Annotated in this window: 10 protein-coding genes; 2 read left to right on the top strand and 8 right to left on the bottom strand. The window is 49.5% G+C overall.

Features of this window, described 5'->3' with window-relative positions:
* Positions 1-28 precede the first annotated feature (28 nt).
* The 3 genes from FJM65_RS02630 to FJM65_RS02620 all read right to left on the bottom strand — a co-directional run bounded on the left by FJM65_RS02630 (position 29) and on the right by FJM65_RS02620 (position 7,682).
* Positions 29-2,968 (bottom strand): type I restriction endonuclease subunit R, encoded by a 2,940-nt coding sequence (locus FJM65_RS02630; protein ID WP_239022797.1) that lies wholly within the window; start codon positions 2,966-2,968, stop codon positions 29-31.
* Between the two features lie 66 nt (positions 2,969-3,034).
* Complete coding sequence (locus FJM65_RS02625; RefSeq protein WP_140619113.1) at positions 3,035-6,040, bottom strand: NACHT domain-containing protein; 3,006 nt, start codon at positions 6,038-6,040, stop codon at positions 3,035-3,037.
* A 70-nt stretch (positions 6,041-6,110) separates the two neighbouring features.
* The gene (locus FJM65_RS02620; RefSeq protein WP_140619111.1) at positions 6,111-7,682 is read right to left on the bottom strand and encodes a type I restriction-modification system subunit M; all 1,572 of its coding nucleotides are present in this window, start codon (positions 7,680-7,682) and stop codon (positions 6,111-6,113) included.
* A gap of 605 nt (positions 7,683-8,287) precedes the next feature.
* Here FJM65_RS02620 and FJM65_RS02615 point away from each other — a divergent pair.
* Positions 8,288-9,100, top strand: a complete 813-nt coding sequence (locus FJM65_RS02615; protein WP_239022796.1) for an endonuclease/exonuclease/phosphatase family protein — start codon at positions 8,288-8,290, stop codon at positions 9,098-9,100.
* 21 nt (positions 9,101-9,121) lie between these two features.
* Here the strand turns inward: FJM65_RS02615 and FJM65_RS02610 are convergent, their stop codons facing one another.
* The 5 genes from FJM65_RS02610 to FJM65_RS02590 form a co-directional block, all read right to left on the bottom strand.
* Complete coding sequence (locus FJM65_RS02610; protein ID WP_140619109.1) at positions 9,122-9,367, bottom strand: hypothetical protein; 246 nt, start codon at positions 9,365-9,367, stop codon at positions 9,122-9,124.
* A 366-nt stretch (positions 9,368-9,733) separates the two neighbouring features.
* Positions 9,734-10,138, bottom strand: a complete 405-nt coding sequence (locus FJM65_RS02605) for a hypothetical protein (protein ID WP_239022795.1) — start codon at positions 10,136-10,138, stop codon at positions 9,734-9,736.
* Between the two features lie 182 nt (positions 10,139-10,320).
* On the bottom strand, positions 10,321-11,439 hold the full coding sequence (locus FJM65_RS02600) for a c-type cytochrome (RefSeq protein WP_140619104.1): 1,119 nt from the start codon (positions 11,437-11,439) through the stop codon (positions 10,321-10,323).
* A gap of 303 nt (positions 11,440-11,742) precedes the next feature.
* Complete coding sequence (locus FJM65_RS02595) at positions 11,743-13,341, bottom strand: bifunctional metallophosphatase/5'-nucleotidase (protein ID WP_239022794.1); 1,599 nt, start codon at positions 13,339-13,341, stop codon at positions 11,743-11,745.
* Positions 13,342-13,603: 262 nt separating this feature from the next.
* Entirely contained in the window at positions 13,604-13,978 is a 375-nt protein-coding gene (locus FJM65_RS02590; RefSeq protein WP_140619101.1) for a hypothetical protein, read from the bottom strand.
* A gap of 384 nt (positions 13,979-14,362) precedes the next feature.
* Here FJM65_RS02590 and FJM65_RS02585 point away from each other — a divergent pair, with 384 nt between their 5' ends.
* On the top strand, positions 14,363-15,847 hold the full coding sequence (locus FJM65_RS02585) for an OprD family outer membrane porin (RefSeq protein WP_140619099.1): 1,485 nt from the start codon (positions 14,363-14,365) through the stop codon (positions 15,845-15,847).
* The last annotated feature ends 383 nt before the right edge of the window (positions 15,848-16,230 follow it).

Raw genomic sequence — 16,230 nt, 5'->3', positions numbered from 1 at the left:
AATGGTATAAAAACCCAGTGGACGTAAACTATGCAACGTGCATGGTATACTCTTTGTACCTGGCTTCGGCCTGTTCCATCACTTCTTCCAGGATCTCCTGCAGTTCAGCTTTTACCTTAAACCGCAGCACCTTTTTCACGGCCAGTTGCAGCTGGGCTTTGGTGTCGTCTTTTTTGTACCAGTCGGGTTGGGAGGCGCTTTTCTTTACCTCCTTCAATATCTTCTGCACCAGCTCCTTGATCAGCTCAAAGTCCTGTACGGCATTGGGGTGCTTGGCCAGTATCTCGTAAAAAGCTTCCTCCTCGTCGGTGAGGCCGAGCTGGTTGCGGCGCTCGTCTTCTTGCTGCATGTGCCGGGCCACCTCGCGTAGCTTCTCCATGGCCACCAGGCTGTCGAAGAAGTGGTTGTGGTAGTCGGCAATGATCTTTTCTACTTCCTCTTTCAGCTTCCGGTACTTCACCAGGTTTTTGGCGGAGCGTACTTTTATTTCGTCGTTCATGATCTGGCGCAGCAGCTCCAGCTTCAGCTCGTTGCCGGTCTTCTGCTCTTTGGCCGTGGCCAGGAAATCATCGTTGATGATGGAAATGTCGAAGCGTTCGATGCCGGCCATCTGGAAGACGTCTACTACCTCTTCGCTTTCGATGGAGCGGTGGATGAGGTCTTTTACTTTATCGGCTTTTTCCCGGATTTTCCGGTCCGGGTTTTTGGCTTTGCGGAGCGCGGCGCCAACGTGCTGCAGGTAAATGATGTCTGCCGCCAATTCATTTATTCGCTCGTGGCTCTTGATGATCGGGGCGAGGCTGCTCATTTTCTTCTCGTTCAGCAGGAAGCTTTTGCATACTTCGTCGTCTTTTACGAGATGGTTGACAGCGTACTGTACCAGTTGCAGTTTTTCACCTTTGGATAAAGCGCTGAAGTATGGAATAGCCTGATGTAGAGACGCAAAACGTTGTGTCTCAATCGTTCCCGAGAGTCCCCCTTCAAAGGGGGACTTTCCCGTAGCAACCGTCACCTCTCCTCCCGGCAGCATCTCCTTCAGCAGATCCACCGTTTCATTCGCCAACTCAAACGCCTCTTCCACATCAAAGGCCACTTGGCCTTCGCCGCCTGCCGAGGTATACTTCTTCGTCGCATCGCGCAACTTATCGCCGATGCCGATGTAGTCTACGATCAGGCCGCTGGGTTTGTCTCGGAAAACGGTGGCGACGCGGTTGACAGCCTGTATCAGGTTGTGGCCGCTCATCACCTTATCGACATACAAGGTGTGCATGGCTGGGTTGTCGAAGCCGGTGAGCCACATGTCGCGCACGATCACGAGCTTTAAGTCATCGTCCGGATCTTTGAAGCGGGCTTTGATGCCTTCCATCTGCTCTTTCGAGCGCACGTGCGGTGCCCACGCCACAGGGTCTTTGGCGATGTTGGTGGTCATGATCACGGCTACTTCGGGGCAACCTTCCGGCGCGGTGAGGGCGTCGTAGAGCTTCACGCAGTTGCGGCGGCTCATGCACACGATCATGGCTTTGCCACTCAGACTTTTCTCACGCGAAGTATAGTGCTGCAGGATGTCGCGGACGATGGCTTCTACGCGCTCTTTGGCGCCGGCGGCATCTTCCATGGCAGCCCAGAGTATCTTGTTCTTGTCGCTTTCTTCCAGACCGCCGGTTATCTCTTCGGCTTCTTCTTCGAGTTGGGGGTTGCCCAGGTGCAGCTTGGCCAGGCGCGGCTCGTAGTAGATCGGCACCACGGCTTTGTCTTCGGTGGCCTGGCGGATGTCGTAGGTATGGATGATGTCGCCGAACACGGCCACGGTGTCGGCGTCTTTGCTGTCGACGGGCGTGCCGGTGAAGCCGATGAAGGAGGCCTGGGGCAGGGCGCGGCGCAGGTTGTTGGCAAAGCCCTGCACCAGGCCATATTGCGTGCGGTGGCACTCGTCGGCGATCACGATGATGTTGTCGCGGTTGCTCAGCACGGGGTGCTCCAGCTCGCGGCCGGTGGCGGTGTCTTTCAGGTTGAACTTCTGCACGGTGCTGAACACCACGCCGCCGCCATCGCCGCTCAGGAGGGCGCGCAGCTCGTCGGTGGTGTTGGCGATGCTCACGTCGCCTATCAGGTCTTTGGCGGCCACGAAATCGTCGAAGAGCTGGCGGTTGAGGTCGAAGCGGTCTACCTGCACCACAATGGTCGGGTTCTTCAGCTCCGGCAGCTGGCGCAGGATACCGGTGTAAATGGCCATGGTAATGCTTTTGCCGGAGCGGGTGGTGTGCCATACCACGCCAATGCGGCCGTCGCCGTAGGGCTTCACCGACTGCAGGGTTTGCTGCAGGGCGTACTGTATACCGAAGAACTGGTGGTACTTGGCGCCTTTCTTGATCAGCTGGCCCTTGTCCAGTTCGTGGAAGATGAAGTAGCGCACGTATTGCAAGAGGCGCTCGGGCACGAGCAGGCCTTTGATGAGCGTTTCCAGCGCGAAGCCGTTGTTTACCACTTCGCGGCCGTCGATGCTTTTCCAGGCGGCGAACCACTCCAGGCCGCTGTTGTACATGCCGTGCAGGGTGGTCTGGCCGTCGCTGACGATGGTGAGGGCGTTGTACTCGAAGAGCTGCGGAATCTGGTAGGTATAGTGCTGCACCTGGTTGTAGGCGGCCTCTACGGTGGCGTCCTGGCTGAAGAGGTTCTTGAACTCGAAGAGCACCAGCGGCAGGCCGTTCACGAAAATGATCAGGTCGGGGATGCGCTTGCTTTTGCCGACGATGGTGAACTGGTTGACCACCCGGAACTCGTTCTGGTGCACATCGTCGTAGGAGATGGGGTAGAAGTGCCCGAAGTGCTGTTTGCCGTTCTCGTCTTTCCAGCTTTTGCTGATGCCTTTGCTGAGCTTGAGGTGGAAGGCGTGGTTGCGCTGGTGCAGGTCGGTTCCGGAATTGTAAAGGAACTCCTGCTTCAGCTCGGCCAGTACCTTAGGCGGCACCTGCGGATAGCGGCGCTGCAGATAATCTTCTCCTCCACTTAAGATTAAGCGGAGGAGAAGATTTATTTATCTCTTGTCAAACAGTTTATCTATTTGTTTCAATTTAGGATGATTGTACTTGGACTTGAAGCTGTCGAAAGCAATTTTCATTTCAGAACCTTTTCTTATAAGGTTAATTAAAATTTCATCAAGTAAACTATCATCGGACTTAATGTACATCTTTAGTACCTTTTCAAAACCTTCTGATCGGAAAAAGAAGTATAATCGACTATCCTTAATATGATTCATGATATATTCATGTCTAAGCCCATATTGTACAAGCTCATAATAGTCAGACTTGAATTTTTCATAATCCTCATTTTCAACTATTCTGAATAGGTACTGATTGTATGTATCGATTCTCGTCGCATTTTCTCTATACTTCAGCTTCATATCTTTGAAAAGACTCTTAACACCGAAGTTTTCAATTTGATCTTTTAGGACATGAACGGATAAAGCTCTATCTGCAAGTGAGCTTGAAGGAGTAACATAATAATGTGAAAATAATAGAAGATCTTTATAAGCTAGTACTTTAACCCTGTCTTCATTTTTTATTTTTAAACTGTTAGCTATTCGTCTTCTATGGAATAGACTTATTAATTCGTAGTAAAAGTTGTAGAATTCGATAAGGGTTTTCTCATCGGCTATTGAATCTTCAAATTCATATATTACATCCTGTAGTATAGTTGAAAGTTCAGGATAAACTTGTAATTGGTAAATTTTGAATAGAATACTACTTTCATCAAAAGGTAATCTCTTTCCTCTTTCGGTTATTTTCTCACCTTTAATGCACAAAGAGATTGTCTTTGTTATTATATTTTTTCTTGTTTGATTACTTGTGTTGTTAATTCTGGAAAGGTTGCTTACTAAAAAGTAGAAAACATTTAGAGAAGTACTCTCAAGCTGTTTAGCAAAGATCTCATCTAATACTTCATCATCTGCCTGTATCTTATCAATTCTAGAAAGTAGGAGTTCAAATACTATGTACCAAAAAGAGTTTGATAAATTTTTGGTTATAATAGTTAAGAGTTTCTTTCTCTCAGAATCTCTAGCTTTAGCGAAGTAGTTGATAAATAGATAATCTGCTGTATAATATTCTAAAAATGTTTTATGAGTAAAATTGTTTTCAAAGTATATAGATCTATGTTCAGCATATTCTAAAAATTTCTTTGCTTTGTCTTCTGCGTCACTATAATCTGTACATTCACCCTTCGCAATTAAAAAATCAGAAATATTATCAATTGCTTTTTCATATGTAATCTCAATATTTTTGCTCATTAGCTCATACTGCCAGTATGCGAGATGAGCAAAAATTGATCTCTTGTTTTTGATTGGTATTTCAAATTTTAACTCTTTCTCTTTTGTATCAATTGTCTCAACCAAGGTGTTTGTACAAGCTTCATAAATTTCAAGCTTAGAATCAGGAATAACTATATTATTACTAGCTAGAATTAATATTAAAGTTAGAATTAGAGGATTACTCTTCAACTCGTCATCTACATCATTTTTAAGTTGAAGTAGACAATTATTTATAACTGCACCCCTTTTTTCTGAATTATGGATTTGAGTGTTATAGAATTTTGTTACTAGTTCTTTTACCTGCTTTTCATCAAAACTTATAATGCCGAATTCATCAAATCTATCTGGATTGAATTTTATATCGTGATATCCAATGAATCTAGATGTTATAATACATTTTGACTTAGAATAAATAGAGCTAAAAGATTCTATTGCCTCTTTCATTTTATTCTTATGAGATATGTTAAATATCTCATCTAGGCCGTCAAAGAAAATTATAGTATTATATTCTTCTATGATAACTTTTAGTAAGTCTGGCGTAATACTTACTTGATATTCTTTAGATAATACATGGGATATGTATTCAATAATGCTTTTACTCTCTCTTAACTCATTGTATTTTCTTAATTCAACTCTGAAGGGAATATGTTTGCTAAATTGCCGAACACCAGATTTATGGGTTTGCTGTTCTAGAATTTGAACAATTAAGAACTTAACAAGTAGAGATTTACCTGCACCCGGGTCCCCTAAAATGATTATACTTTTATCTGATTTGAAAACATTGGCTATCTTAAGTTCTTTTTCAACTACACTTAACACTTTTTTATTTTTCTCTCCTTTCCTGTACTTAAATGAAGGCTGAACAAATAAATCAGTTAAGGTAATATCAACAGGCTTTTGCCTATGTCTATGTAAATCAAAACCTATAAAGTTTACAACATTTAACTTTGCAGTTGCAGCTTTCTTGTATACTTCGATAAAGGAAGCTATGTCTTCGTGTGTTTTGGGATTTAATAAAAGTCTAACGCTTTCAATGATTTCATTCCCCTTTTTTTCGATTAGTTCATTGTCAGTTACAGTTTTGACTGCGAAAAATGTTTCTACGATCTCAGGAAATTCATTAATCCACAAATTGAAATCGCTAGGCTTTATTAGTACAAAATTTAAATTTTGTATAAACTTGATCAACTCAGTCTTTATGTCCGAATACTTAATATTTTCAAATTCTTTGTATTGAGATATTACTTTTGTAGTTATTTCTTCAATATCATACTTATCTAATAAATCAATTTCTTTAATTCTAGTAAAGAGATTTATTGCTTTTCCTGTGTATCCAGTTGAAGTAGCTATATAATACTTGAAGTCATCCCTACTAATCGGAATAGATTCTTGTAAAGCGTTAATTGAAAATTTTATTACTTCCTTCAATAGCAAAGTGTCAGAAAGATTTTTTGAATACTTCTTGCATTGAATTGTGCCTTTTACAACACTATCTTTCAATAAAATGCAATCCATTCCCTTTTCACCAACACCCTGCATCAATTCAACAAGATCAAATTCACTATCAATCTCCTTATAATTTGAGCTTATAAGAGATTTGAATACAGAATAGGTGAGTATTTCAAATATTCTATCATCTAGTGAATTTAAAGGGTAGCTATAGTTAGAATATGCTACTGGTTTAGTTGCATTTGCAATTCTTACTTCAATCTCTTCTTGTTCTATTGTCTTCATTGATATTTTTGAGTTGGAATGTTGAGTGTAATGGATATTGCTTTATTTATTGAAGCTTTCAATATAAATATCATGCTGCTGTTCTAACTATTTGCTCATTCATCTTCTCTTCAAACGGAACGCCGTCGTCTTCCTCGGCTTCGGAGCCCACGTAGCGGCCCGGCGAGAGCACGTAATTGTTGGCGGCCACTTCGGCTAAGGTAGCGGCCTTGCAGAAGCCTTCGGTGTCGGAGTAGCTGCCACCGATGTTGCGCCAGGTATGGTAGGTGTCGGCTATGCGGGCCACGTCGGCATCTTCGAACACGCGCAGGCGGCGGCTAGCCATGGTGCCCAGTTTGCGGGCATCAATAAAGAGGATCTCGTTTTTGCGCTCGCGGTGCTCGCCGTCGCGTCCGTCGCGGTTCTTGCTCAGAATAAAGATACAGGCCGGTATGCCGGTGGTCAGGAACAGCTTGTCGGGCATCTGCACAATGCAGTCAACCATGCCTTGCTGTATCATGTGCTCGCGCACGTTCTTTTCGCCGGCGCTTCCGGTGGTCATGGCGCCGTTGGCCATCACCACGCCCGCCGTGCCGCGCTCCGAGAGGTGGTGCCACAGCGTCTGGAACCACATGTAATTGGCGTTGCCGGGGGTGGTAAAGGTATCTTTGGCCCCGAAGAGGCGCGGGTCGTTGTCGGGCAGCAGCTCGGGGTGCCAGTTACTGATGTTGAACGGCGGGTTCATGAGGGCGTAGTCGGCCTTCAGGTCGGGGAAGCGGTCCTGCAGCAGCGAGTCGCCCAGCTTCACGTCGAAGGAGAGGTTGCGCAGCAGCAGGTTCATTTTGCAGAGGCGCAGCGTGCCTTCGTAGCGCTCCTGCCCGTAAATGGAGATGTCGTTCTTGTCGCCGCCGTGCGCCTGCAGAAACTTGAGGCTCTGCACAAACATACCACCCGAACCGCAGGCCAGGTCCATGATACGGCCCTTGAGCGGCTCGAGCATCTCCACGAGCAAACGCACCACCGAGCCAGGTGTAAAGAACTGCCCCGCGCCGGAGCCTTCGGCCATGGCAAACTTGCCGATGTAGTACTCATACACGCGGCCGTAGATGTCGGACTCGGGGTTGCTCACCTCAGAGAACTTCTCTTTGGAGAACAGGTTGATGAGCCCGGCCACCTGCGTAGGGGAGAGCTGGCTTTTCACGAAGATCGGCTCCAGCACACCTTTGTAGTCGGGGTTGCGCTTGCTCAGGATCTCGTCGATCAGCACAAAGGCCTGGTCCACCTTCACCTTGATGTCGTCCTGCTCGGCGTTCTCGCGCAGGTAAGCCCAGGTAGCCTCGCGGGGCAGGCGGTACACGTTCTTTACCTGGTACTCCAGCTCGTCTTCCAGCACCAGGGCCAGTTGCTCCTGCTGTTCTTCCGGCGAGAGAGACGCAAAGTATTGCTTCTCTACGGGGTCTTCGAAAAGGGAAAGCTGCAGCTCCTGGCGGCGCAGCTCGTAGCGCTCTGAGAGGTGCTTTAAGAACAGCAGCGAGAGCACGTAGTCTTTGTACTGGTTCTCGGCTACGGCGCCGCGCAGTTCGTTGGCGGCATTCCAGAGTTCGTTTTCAAAATCGATGTCCGCTTTGGGTGCAGCGGCAGTAGGGGTATTCTTCTTGGCCATTATACTTGTACTCGGTGTTTAAACAGATTACAAGTTACAGAAAATGGCAGAGAAATATATAGATAATGCAAAATATTTATACTTCGTAGGGACAGGTCACGACCTGTCCGAATCGTGCACAAGGTAGATTGTTTGTACCACGATTTGCAGGATTACTGGATGAACAGGAGTGACTATGCCGCGGAAAAACACAGACGCTCACAGCGTCTTCCAGACCTGTGAGCGTCTTATCAGCTCAGGTTCCCCGAAATACATTGGGGCAAGTTAAAAAAACTGAGAGGTCTTTTGAGTAGCGCTTTCCTAAGCATCAGCTGCTCTTGCATAGAACAGCCGCTGGCGGACAGGTCGCGACCTGTCCCTACGAGAATACGTACTTTTTCCTATGGCTTTACCGGATCGGAAAGGAACAGGATGTTGGGGTATGATTACACTAACGAAGGGTTATACTTTGTTGCCTCCTGCGTGCCGATTAAGGCTTGTGTTTTAAAGGCGTGTTGTGGCGGTGGCTATGCGGCAGAGTATTTTTTTTACACAACCTATAAAAGTATAGCAAAATCATACTTTATTTCATAGTTTAAGCTCCTCAATATCAGCTATACTTTGCCATGAAGCACTTCGCGCTACTTTATACTTTTATACTTGCCGGCTGCCTGATGCTGGCAGGTTGCGCCGCTAAAACCGCTACCTCACAGGCACCGGCAGGCGAACTGCGGGTGATGAGTTACAATATACATCATGCCAACCCGCCAAGCCGCCCAGGTGAGATAGACCTGGAGGCCATTGCCCGTGTTATCCGGGACCAGAAAGCCGACCTGGTGGCGCTGCAGGAGGTGGACGTGAACACTGGCCGCTCCGGCACAGTGAACCAGGCCTCAGCGCTTGCCGAGCTGTTAGGCATGAATTTCTACTTTGCCCGCGCCATTGATTTCGACGGGGGAAAGTATGGCGTGGCGATCCTCTCCAGGTATCCTTTGTCGGGAATGGAAACCATGTCCTTGCCTGAAACCGCGGCACCCCAGTCCGAAGACCGCGTGCTGGCTACGGCCACCGTTGCCTTGCCCGATGGCAGGATGATCCGTTTTGGCAGCATGCACCTGGATGTGTCCAACGCCGCCAACAGGCTGCAGCAGGTGCAGGCCATTAACCAGGTGGCGGCGCAGGAAAAGCGGCCGTTTATACTTGCCGGCGACTTTAACGACATGCCCGAAAGCGCTGCCATCCAGGAACTGGACAAACTGTTTACCCGCACCTGCGGGTCCAATTGCGCGCCTACCATCCCCGTAGACGCGCCTACCCGCACCATCGACTTTATCGCCTTTACACATGCTTCGGGGCTGGAGGTGGTATCGCAGCAGGTGGTTCCGGAGCGCTACGCCTCCGATCATTTGCCGGTGGTGGCCACGCTGCAGTTTAAGTAATGCGGTTTTGTATAGATTGAGTCAGGCGCGGCGGCTGTACCCAAACACTGCCCTTCTTTTGCGGCGGCAGTAGCCCTTCGCCTTTTTAAGGCCTATTTTAACTTTTCTGTAAGGTTGGTGGCGCTGGTGTGGCAGGTGGCATACGGGGCAGTCCGGCGTGTCCATTTGCCTGAGGAGCTCAGGCATCTTGTCTTCCACCTGGCGCAGGTAGGCTACGATTGTCAGCGTCCCTACTATCCCGATCAGGGCAAGTAAAATTGAAAGCATGGTACTGTATTTTTGGCTAAAAGTAATTTTCCCGGGCTGCAGCTAACGGTAGCTTTTCAGCCTGTGGGGGTATTTCTTAAAACCTATAGGCCGGATTTAATATTGTGTGGCTAAATCCTTTTTTGGTGAACAAATGGCAGTGCAGGTGTGGAATAGGATTTTTTAGCGTAAGCTGCGGTTCAGTTGGGCAGGTGTTCATAGTGGAGAGGCGCACAGTACCACTTCTGGCTTCGAAGAAATAATTCTGCATATGTTATCTCTCCCTGTGCTATGGAGGCGGGAGGTGCAGCTGCAGACAAGATGCGTGAAAAAAAACAGCCGCCCCACCATTAGGCAGAGCGGCTGAGAATATGTTAAGCTCCGGTATTAGTTGCCTGGCCAGGCGTTCCAAGGAATACGGATGAGAATGAGCAGCAGGGCGATGCCATAGAAAATGGCAATGCTCTTAAAGCCTTTGCTCTCCGTGCCGATCTGGCGCTTGGCGCGGGAGTAACCCACCGTGATCAGGATAACGGCGATGATCATGGTGAGCGGGTGCTCCAGGATGTACAGGCGGGAGGTGGGGTCGCCCATGGCTTCCCCGGAGAAATTCTTCAGGCCGTTTGGCGAAACAAAGTATAAAATGATGCCGAACACCCACTGCAGGTGCACTGGAATAAGGCCCAGCAGGCCCAGCTTCCTGTCTTTATCGGTAAATGGTCTGTTGCCGAACAGGCCAGCCAGCGCCGCGGCAAAGCTGATGAGCACACCCAGCAGCACCAGGTATGTCATGTAAGAGTGAAGGTGTAAAATTCCAGTATACATGCTGTTGTTTGTTTGATGTCTGCGTAAATATAGGTATAAAAAGATAATTCCGGATGCCGCATTTGCATCTGCCTTCCATACCCAGGCTATACAGAAAGCGGCAGGCCCCCATTCCGTTGCCTGCCGCTTTCTGTGTCCACAACACTTGCCTAACTGTTCTTTTTCTCTTTTTCCTTCTCCTTATACTCTATAATGGGCTGGAAAGGGCCGTACTTGTGCTGTTCCTCGGTGTAAGGGTCTGTGAAAGGGCCAAATGGATGGTCGAAGGGTTTTGTAGACATGTCCGGCCAGTCTTTGGATTTGTCTTTTTCCGGCCGCGGCTGCGAGTTGACATAGGCCGCCACGTCCCAGGCCTCCTCATCGGTTAGTTGCGGGCTGTCGTAGGTGGCGCCCAGGGGCATGTTGGCTTTTACGTACTTGGCAAAGTTAGACATACGGAACAGGCCGGCGCCGTCGTTGTAGCTGTTTTTACCCCAAAGCGGCGGGTATACATACTCTGGGTTTCCCTCCGGTTTCATACCCTGACCGTCGGCACCGTGGCACACCTGGCACTTCTGCGCATAAATGGCTTTGCCAAGCTCGGGGCTGGCAGGCCGGTCCAAAAACTCGATCGGGTAGAGGCCGGAGCCTTTCGGTGTTTCCCCTTTTTTTACATCCTTGCCCACCCAATTAATGTAGGCCACCATGGCTTTCATCTCTTTGGTGTTTACATCCAAAGGCTTGCCGTTGAGGCTGCGCTGGAAGCAGCCGTTTATGCGCCCTGCCACATCTACCTCAGAACCTGACCGGGGCCTGAATTTAGGATAAGTAGTAGACATGCGCGAGTAGTTGTTGCCATAGGGCTTTGTGCCTGCGTCCAGGTGGCAGTTCTGGCAGTTCATGCCGTTGGAGATGTGCAGCACGCTGCCTTGCGGCCCCAGGTACTTGGCCGTATGGGCCACCAATTCCCGGCCATACTTAATTTGCTCTCCTTCCGGGCCAGCCGGAACGGAAGCCATGTCCGGCGCGCGCCACATATCATCGGCGGGCGCGGCAGACGCGGCTGGAGCTGGGGCAGGTGTGGCGGCAGGCGCAGCGGAAGGGGCGGGGGCTGGCTTCTCCTGGGCTACTTTTTTCTGAAAGAAGGAGGGAGGGCTGAAGAGCAATATCCCCACCACTACCAGCAGGAGTAGTACCGCCAGCACATTCAGGCCCACGACGCGCACTATTTTTACCAGTACCTCGCCAAAATCTTGTTCCTGGTTTATCTGTTCTTGATTGGGTTTCATGAGATTTGTGAAGTATACATTGAAAGTGTCAAGCTAAATTAACAACTCGCTGATCGCGTTTCTGTGACATTTATCACAAGGCCCGCACTTCGCTGCATTTTAAAGCGACTATCCCAGGGTTTACATGCGCGGCTTTAGGCAAACAGTACCATCAGAGGGCAAGTTAAACCCAGTAGCCACACCGTAACAGTTAATATTTCCTGTTGCTTTATTTAAACGAAATAGGAAGTAATAGGTGATGTTTTTGCTGGTGCGGGCGGGATTGGGAGGAGCGGGAAAGCCACTCCTCCTGCCTCTAATCCATTATCTAAATACATAGTCCACGTTCGGCACCTGCGACAGCACCGGTGCCGGCAAGTCCAGGGCTACGGCTCTGCCGTCCGTTTTTGGCGATACCGTGCCGTGCACCTTCAGGTATTCTTCCATCACGTCATGAATGGTATAGTCGAGCACCTGCGGGTCCTGGGCGTTGGGCATGCGGCAGAGCATGTGGTCGGGCTCGCCCCGGCGCAGGCATGCCGCCATGGTATACACCCGCTCCGGGTCAAGGGGCTGGCCACCGATACGGATTGACTGTACGCGCTGCCCTTTCGGCGCGTTAGCGTTAAAGGTCATTTCCATGCCTGAAAAACGGATGACCCAGCCCCCAAAGCGCTCCAGCGGCTGCTCGGCAAAGACGTTGTGCAGTTCCTTTTCCATCCACTCCTGTATCTGCCTGCCCTTGGCCTTGCCGGTCTTTACGTTCTCGTTTACGGGCAGCATGTTCCAGATGTCGCTGTAGGTGATAGGAGCCTTGCCTGTGGCGTCCGGTACCACTGGCGTGCTGAAGCGGAAGCCGTTGGAGATGGCCACGTCTACGCCGGTTTTCCAGCGGACGGCATCAGTGATCATATTGTCCATCGGGTTCTCCACCACCAGGTAGCGGTACAGCGGCGTTGCGGTATAGCCCAGCACTTTTTCCATTTGCGTTTTGTAAGGAGCCATCTGCTCTTCCACTATCTGCTGCACCACCGGGTCAGCCGGGTATTGGGTTGGGTCCACGTCGATGAGTTCATAGCGCTGGCCTACTATCTTGCCGTCTTTTACCTCCAGGTCCAGCCGGCCGACAAAAGAGGCGAAGGCGCCCGGCTCTACTACCTGTGCATAGGTGCGCTTCAGGGGCTGGCGGATGCGCTCGTGGGTGTCGTTGCCAAGTATAAAGTCCACGCCCGCTACCTCCGGCTGGTCTGCCAGGTAGATCTGCTTGGAGATGCCCAGGTGCGTTACCAGGAAGAGAATATCCACGCCTTTCTCCTCCTTCAGCTCCTTTATCAGCGGCTGCAGGTTATCTTCCAAGCCTTTAAAGATGAGGCCTTTGCTGAACGCCGGGTTCTGGCGGATGGGCACTTCCGGGTCGTTGTAGGAGATGAAGCCCAGTTTTACGCCTTTTACCTCCTTTATGAGGTAGGGCTGGTAGAGCATATGGGTGGTGGCCTCGTCATAGATATTGGCGCAGATTACCGGTTTATTATACGATTTCAGGACGCTTTGCATTTTCTCGCTGCCGAAGATCACCTCCCAGTTGCCCGGTATCAGGAAATCATAATCCATAGCCTTGATCACGGGCCCGAATACGGCTCCTTCCGAGAGGGCTGCCACGGCACTGCCCTGTATCAGGTCGCCGCCATCCACGATCACGGTGCCGCCGGGATTCTCGGCCTTTACTTGCTTAAAGATCGTTTGGATATGAGCCAGCCCGCCCCGCTCTTTAAACCGGAACTGGCCGTCTTCGATGAAGAACTCCTTGTGTGGCAGCAACTGCCCGTGGATATCGGCTGTCTGCAGGATGGTAATGGTTTCCACGCCTGCAGTATTGACCTGGTCCTGTGCGCTGGAGGATTGGCAGGAGAACAGGGCTGACATTCCCACGACGGGGAGTATTGTTGCTATTGCTTTTATTATGTTAAGTATCATGGTTGGTTAGATAAAATTTGGTAATGGTGATGAAAGTGTAGGATAGCCCGCGCCACTGCCGGATAAGGTGTATTAGGCGCAGCTGTTCAGGTAATAAGCCCAAACGTTCGCTAAAGTATGGCTGCCCTAACTTCAGGAAGACCATGTGAGAAAGATCAACCTTGAGCCAGTCGTGGCATTTGTTTTCCTACAGGAATAAGTAAAGAGTAGATCAGCAGTGCTTCGGGGGATCCGGGTCGCAGGATGCGGAAAGGGAGTGATAGGCTTTGTAAGAAGAGCTTATACTTTTCAGGACCAGGGGAGGGGCCAGGGAAACGTGTGCTTCTGTGGCTGCCGTGCAAAACAACTTCACAGAGCATACTTTTATTTCTTTTTTATGCTCCTGACCCGTATCACCAAAAAGGGTTAGCACAGACACCTCTTTGTGGGCAGCGGCTGCAACCTTAGCTGCCAGCGCTTTCTCGCGCAGGCACTCCTTTCTGAAAGTTACGCCCGCTCCTTCGCCTGGCACAAAGCTGATGAAGGCCAGAAAGAAAAGATGCGTAACCAGCATCAGCAAGGACCATATTTTCAGGTAATGCTTCAAAGAAGTAAATCGAAATATTTTTTACTATAAGCTTTTGATTTGTAAACTATAAAATAATAAGTATGTACTCACTTTTAGGATGGTGATTTGTAAAATTGCACAGATATTTGGTGAATGGGAAAAAATATAATTATTCAAGTTCAGGGTAAGGAAGTATAAGGGATGCGAATGGGAGAAGAGGAGTCACGCACCTTGCACAGCAGGCGCGAAACTATATGATCAGCGCATACTGTGACCTTTGTCACCGTTGTGCCGGCAGGTTGTGCTTAGTTTTGCAAGGTGGGGATGATACAGAAACCTAAATAAAGTATGAGCTTATACTTCGTGTCATCCATACAAGGCGCTTCATCTGTTCTTTAAAAGAGCCTGACCATACGACAACTCATGCCATACCTAAACCTTTTTGCTAAAACCTTTGCGTTTCTGGCGACGGCCGTGCTCCTGCATGTAGAGGCGGTGGTGGGGCAGCCAGCCAAACCCGCTGAAAACACTCGTACACCCGCTGTGATAGGGCAAGATAGCCTGCACCAGGAAGCCACGGGTGCTGCGGAAAGCACGGCTACACAACCCCAGAGTATAAAATACTTTTTAAAACAGGGCAAGTTCAGCGGGCACGCACGCAGTTTCTTCATGTATACCGATAATACCGGCGACTACCCCGACTACCACGCGCTGGCGCTGGGGGCTGGTTTATACTACGACTCGCCGCAGTTCCATGGCTTCCAGGTGGGCTTGGGCGGCTTTTTCATTTTCAATGTGTGGTCCAGCAGGTTGGGGACTGATCCTCAAACTGGGCTTAGCAGCCGCTATGAAATAGGCCTTTTCGACCTATTAGACCCAACCGACAAGCACGACCTTGGCCGAATGGAGAGCCTGTACCTGCGCTATAACTATAAAAAGTCTACAGCTACCCTTGGGCGGCAGCAGGTAAAGTCCTCTTTTCTGAACGAGCAGGACGGCCGCATGCGTCCAACGCTGGTAAATGCGCTATGGCTGGAGGTAAACGAGTTGGAGAAACTGACTTTCCAGGGTGGCTGGATTTACGGGTTCGGACCCCGCTCCACCCAGGACTGGTTTAGTGTGGAGGAAAGTATAGGCTCCATTCCGGTAGGCCGCAGTGCGTATGGCGGCCCCTCGCAGTTTAAAGGTAACATTAGCAGCAAAGGGGTCGCATTGGGAAATATTACCTATCAGCCTTCAAAAGTACTGCAGACAAGCCTGTGGCACTACTACGCAGAGAACCTGTTCAACTTCACTTTCTCCCAGACCGATGTGGGGCTACCAGTAAGCCGGGACAAGAAGAACGCGATCGTGCTGGGCCTGCAGGCGGGTTACCAGGCAGCCACCGGCGATGGCGGGAATGAGGATCCCCTGAAGGCTTACATCGAACCGGACGCCGAAATCTGGCTATACAGCGGCAGGGTGGGGTATAAAACCCCGCGCTTCTTTACCAGCCTGAACTATACCCGCATCGGGGATGGTAACCGCTTCCTTTTTCCGCGGGAGTGGGGGATCGAGACCTTCTACACCTTTATGCCGCGCGAGCGCCTGGAGGGAACAGCCGACACCCGGATGGTATCCCTGATCACCGACATTAACCTGAACAAGCAGTGGAAGGCCCGTATCGGCTACGGTCGTGCCGACTTGCCGGATGTAAAAAACCTGGCCCAGAACAAGTATGCCATGCCCTCTTACTCGCAGCTGCAGCTGATGACCAACTATACTTTTACAGGAGCGCTGGAAGGGCTTGACCTGCAGGTGCTCTACATCTACAAAGGGGAAAGGGACAATACCTACGACACTCCAAATTTTATCGTGAATAAGGTGGATATGTCGCATCTCTCCTTTGTCATGAACTATCATTTTTGAATGAATGCCTCAGGCTTCTGTAGCTCTCAGGATTTTGCGGCTCATACTTAAAGTATAACGTTGTCCTAAGTGGAGCTTTTAAAGAGAGCAAGCTATAACCAAACCTGTTTGCTTGCGCGGAAAGATACTCATCTGTGTGTAGGTTGGTATGGTGTTTCTGTAGGGAACAATCCGCTTTTCAGCGTTTCGTTTTGTGTTTAAGCAGTAATTTCTCTTTGTTTGCAGAAATCAATTAAGTGGCAGCTATCAAAACATATCGCGCGAATCAGAACGCACATCGTTCTGGCTTATCATGGGTACTCCTGTTCCTGATAAGCTGCCTTATCTTGTCCTGCCCGATAAAACTGGAGCTGAGAGCTGCCCTGCATATCGCTCGCGCGGTT

The organism is Pontibacter mangrovi (assembly GCF_006385705.1).
Classification (GTDB): domain Bacteria; phylum Bacteroidota; class Bacteroidia; order Cytophagales; family Hymenobacteraceae; genus Pontibacter; species Pontibacter mangrovi.
This window is presented reverse-complemented; position numbering and strand designations above follow the sequence as displayed.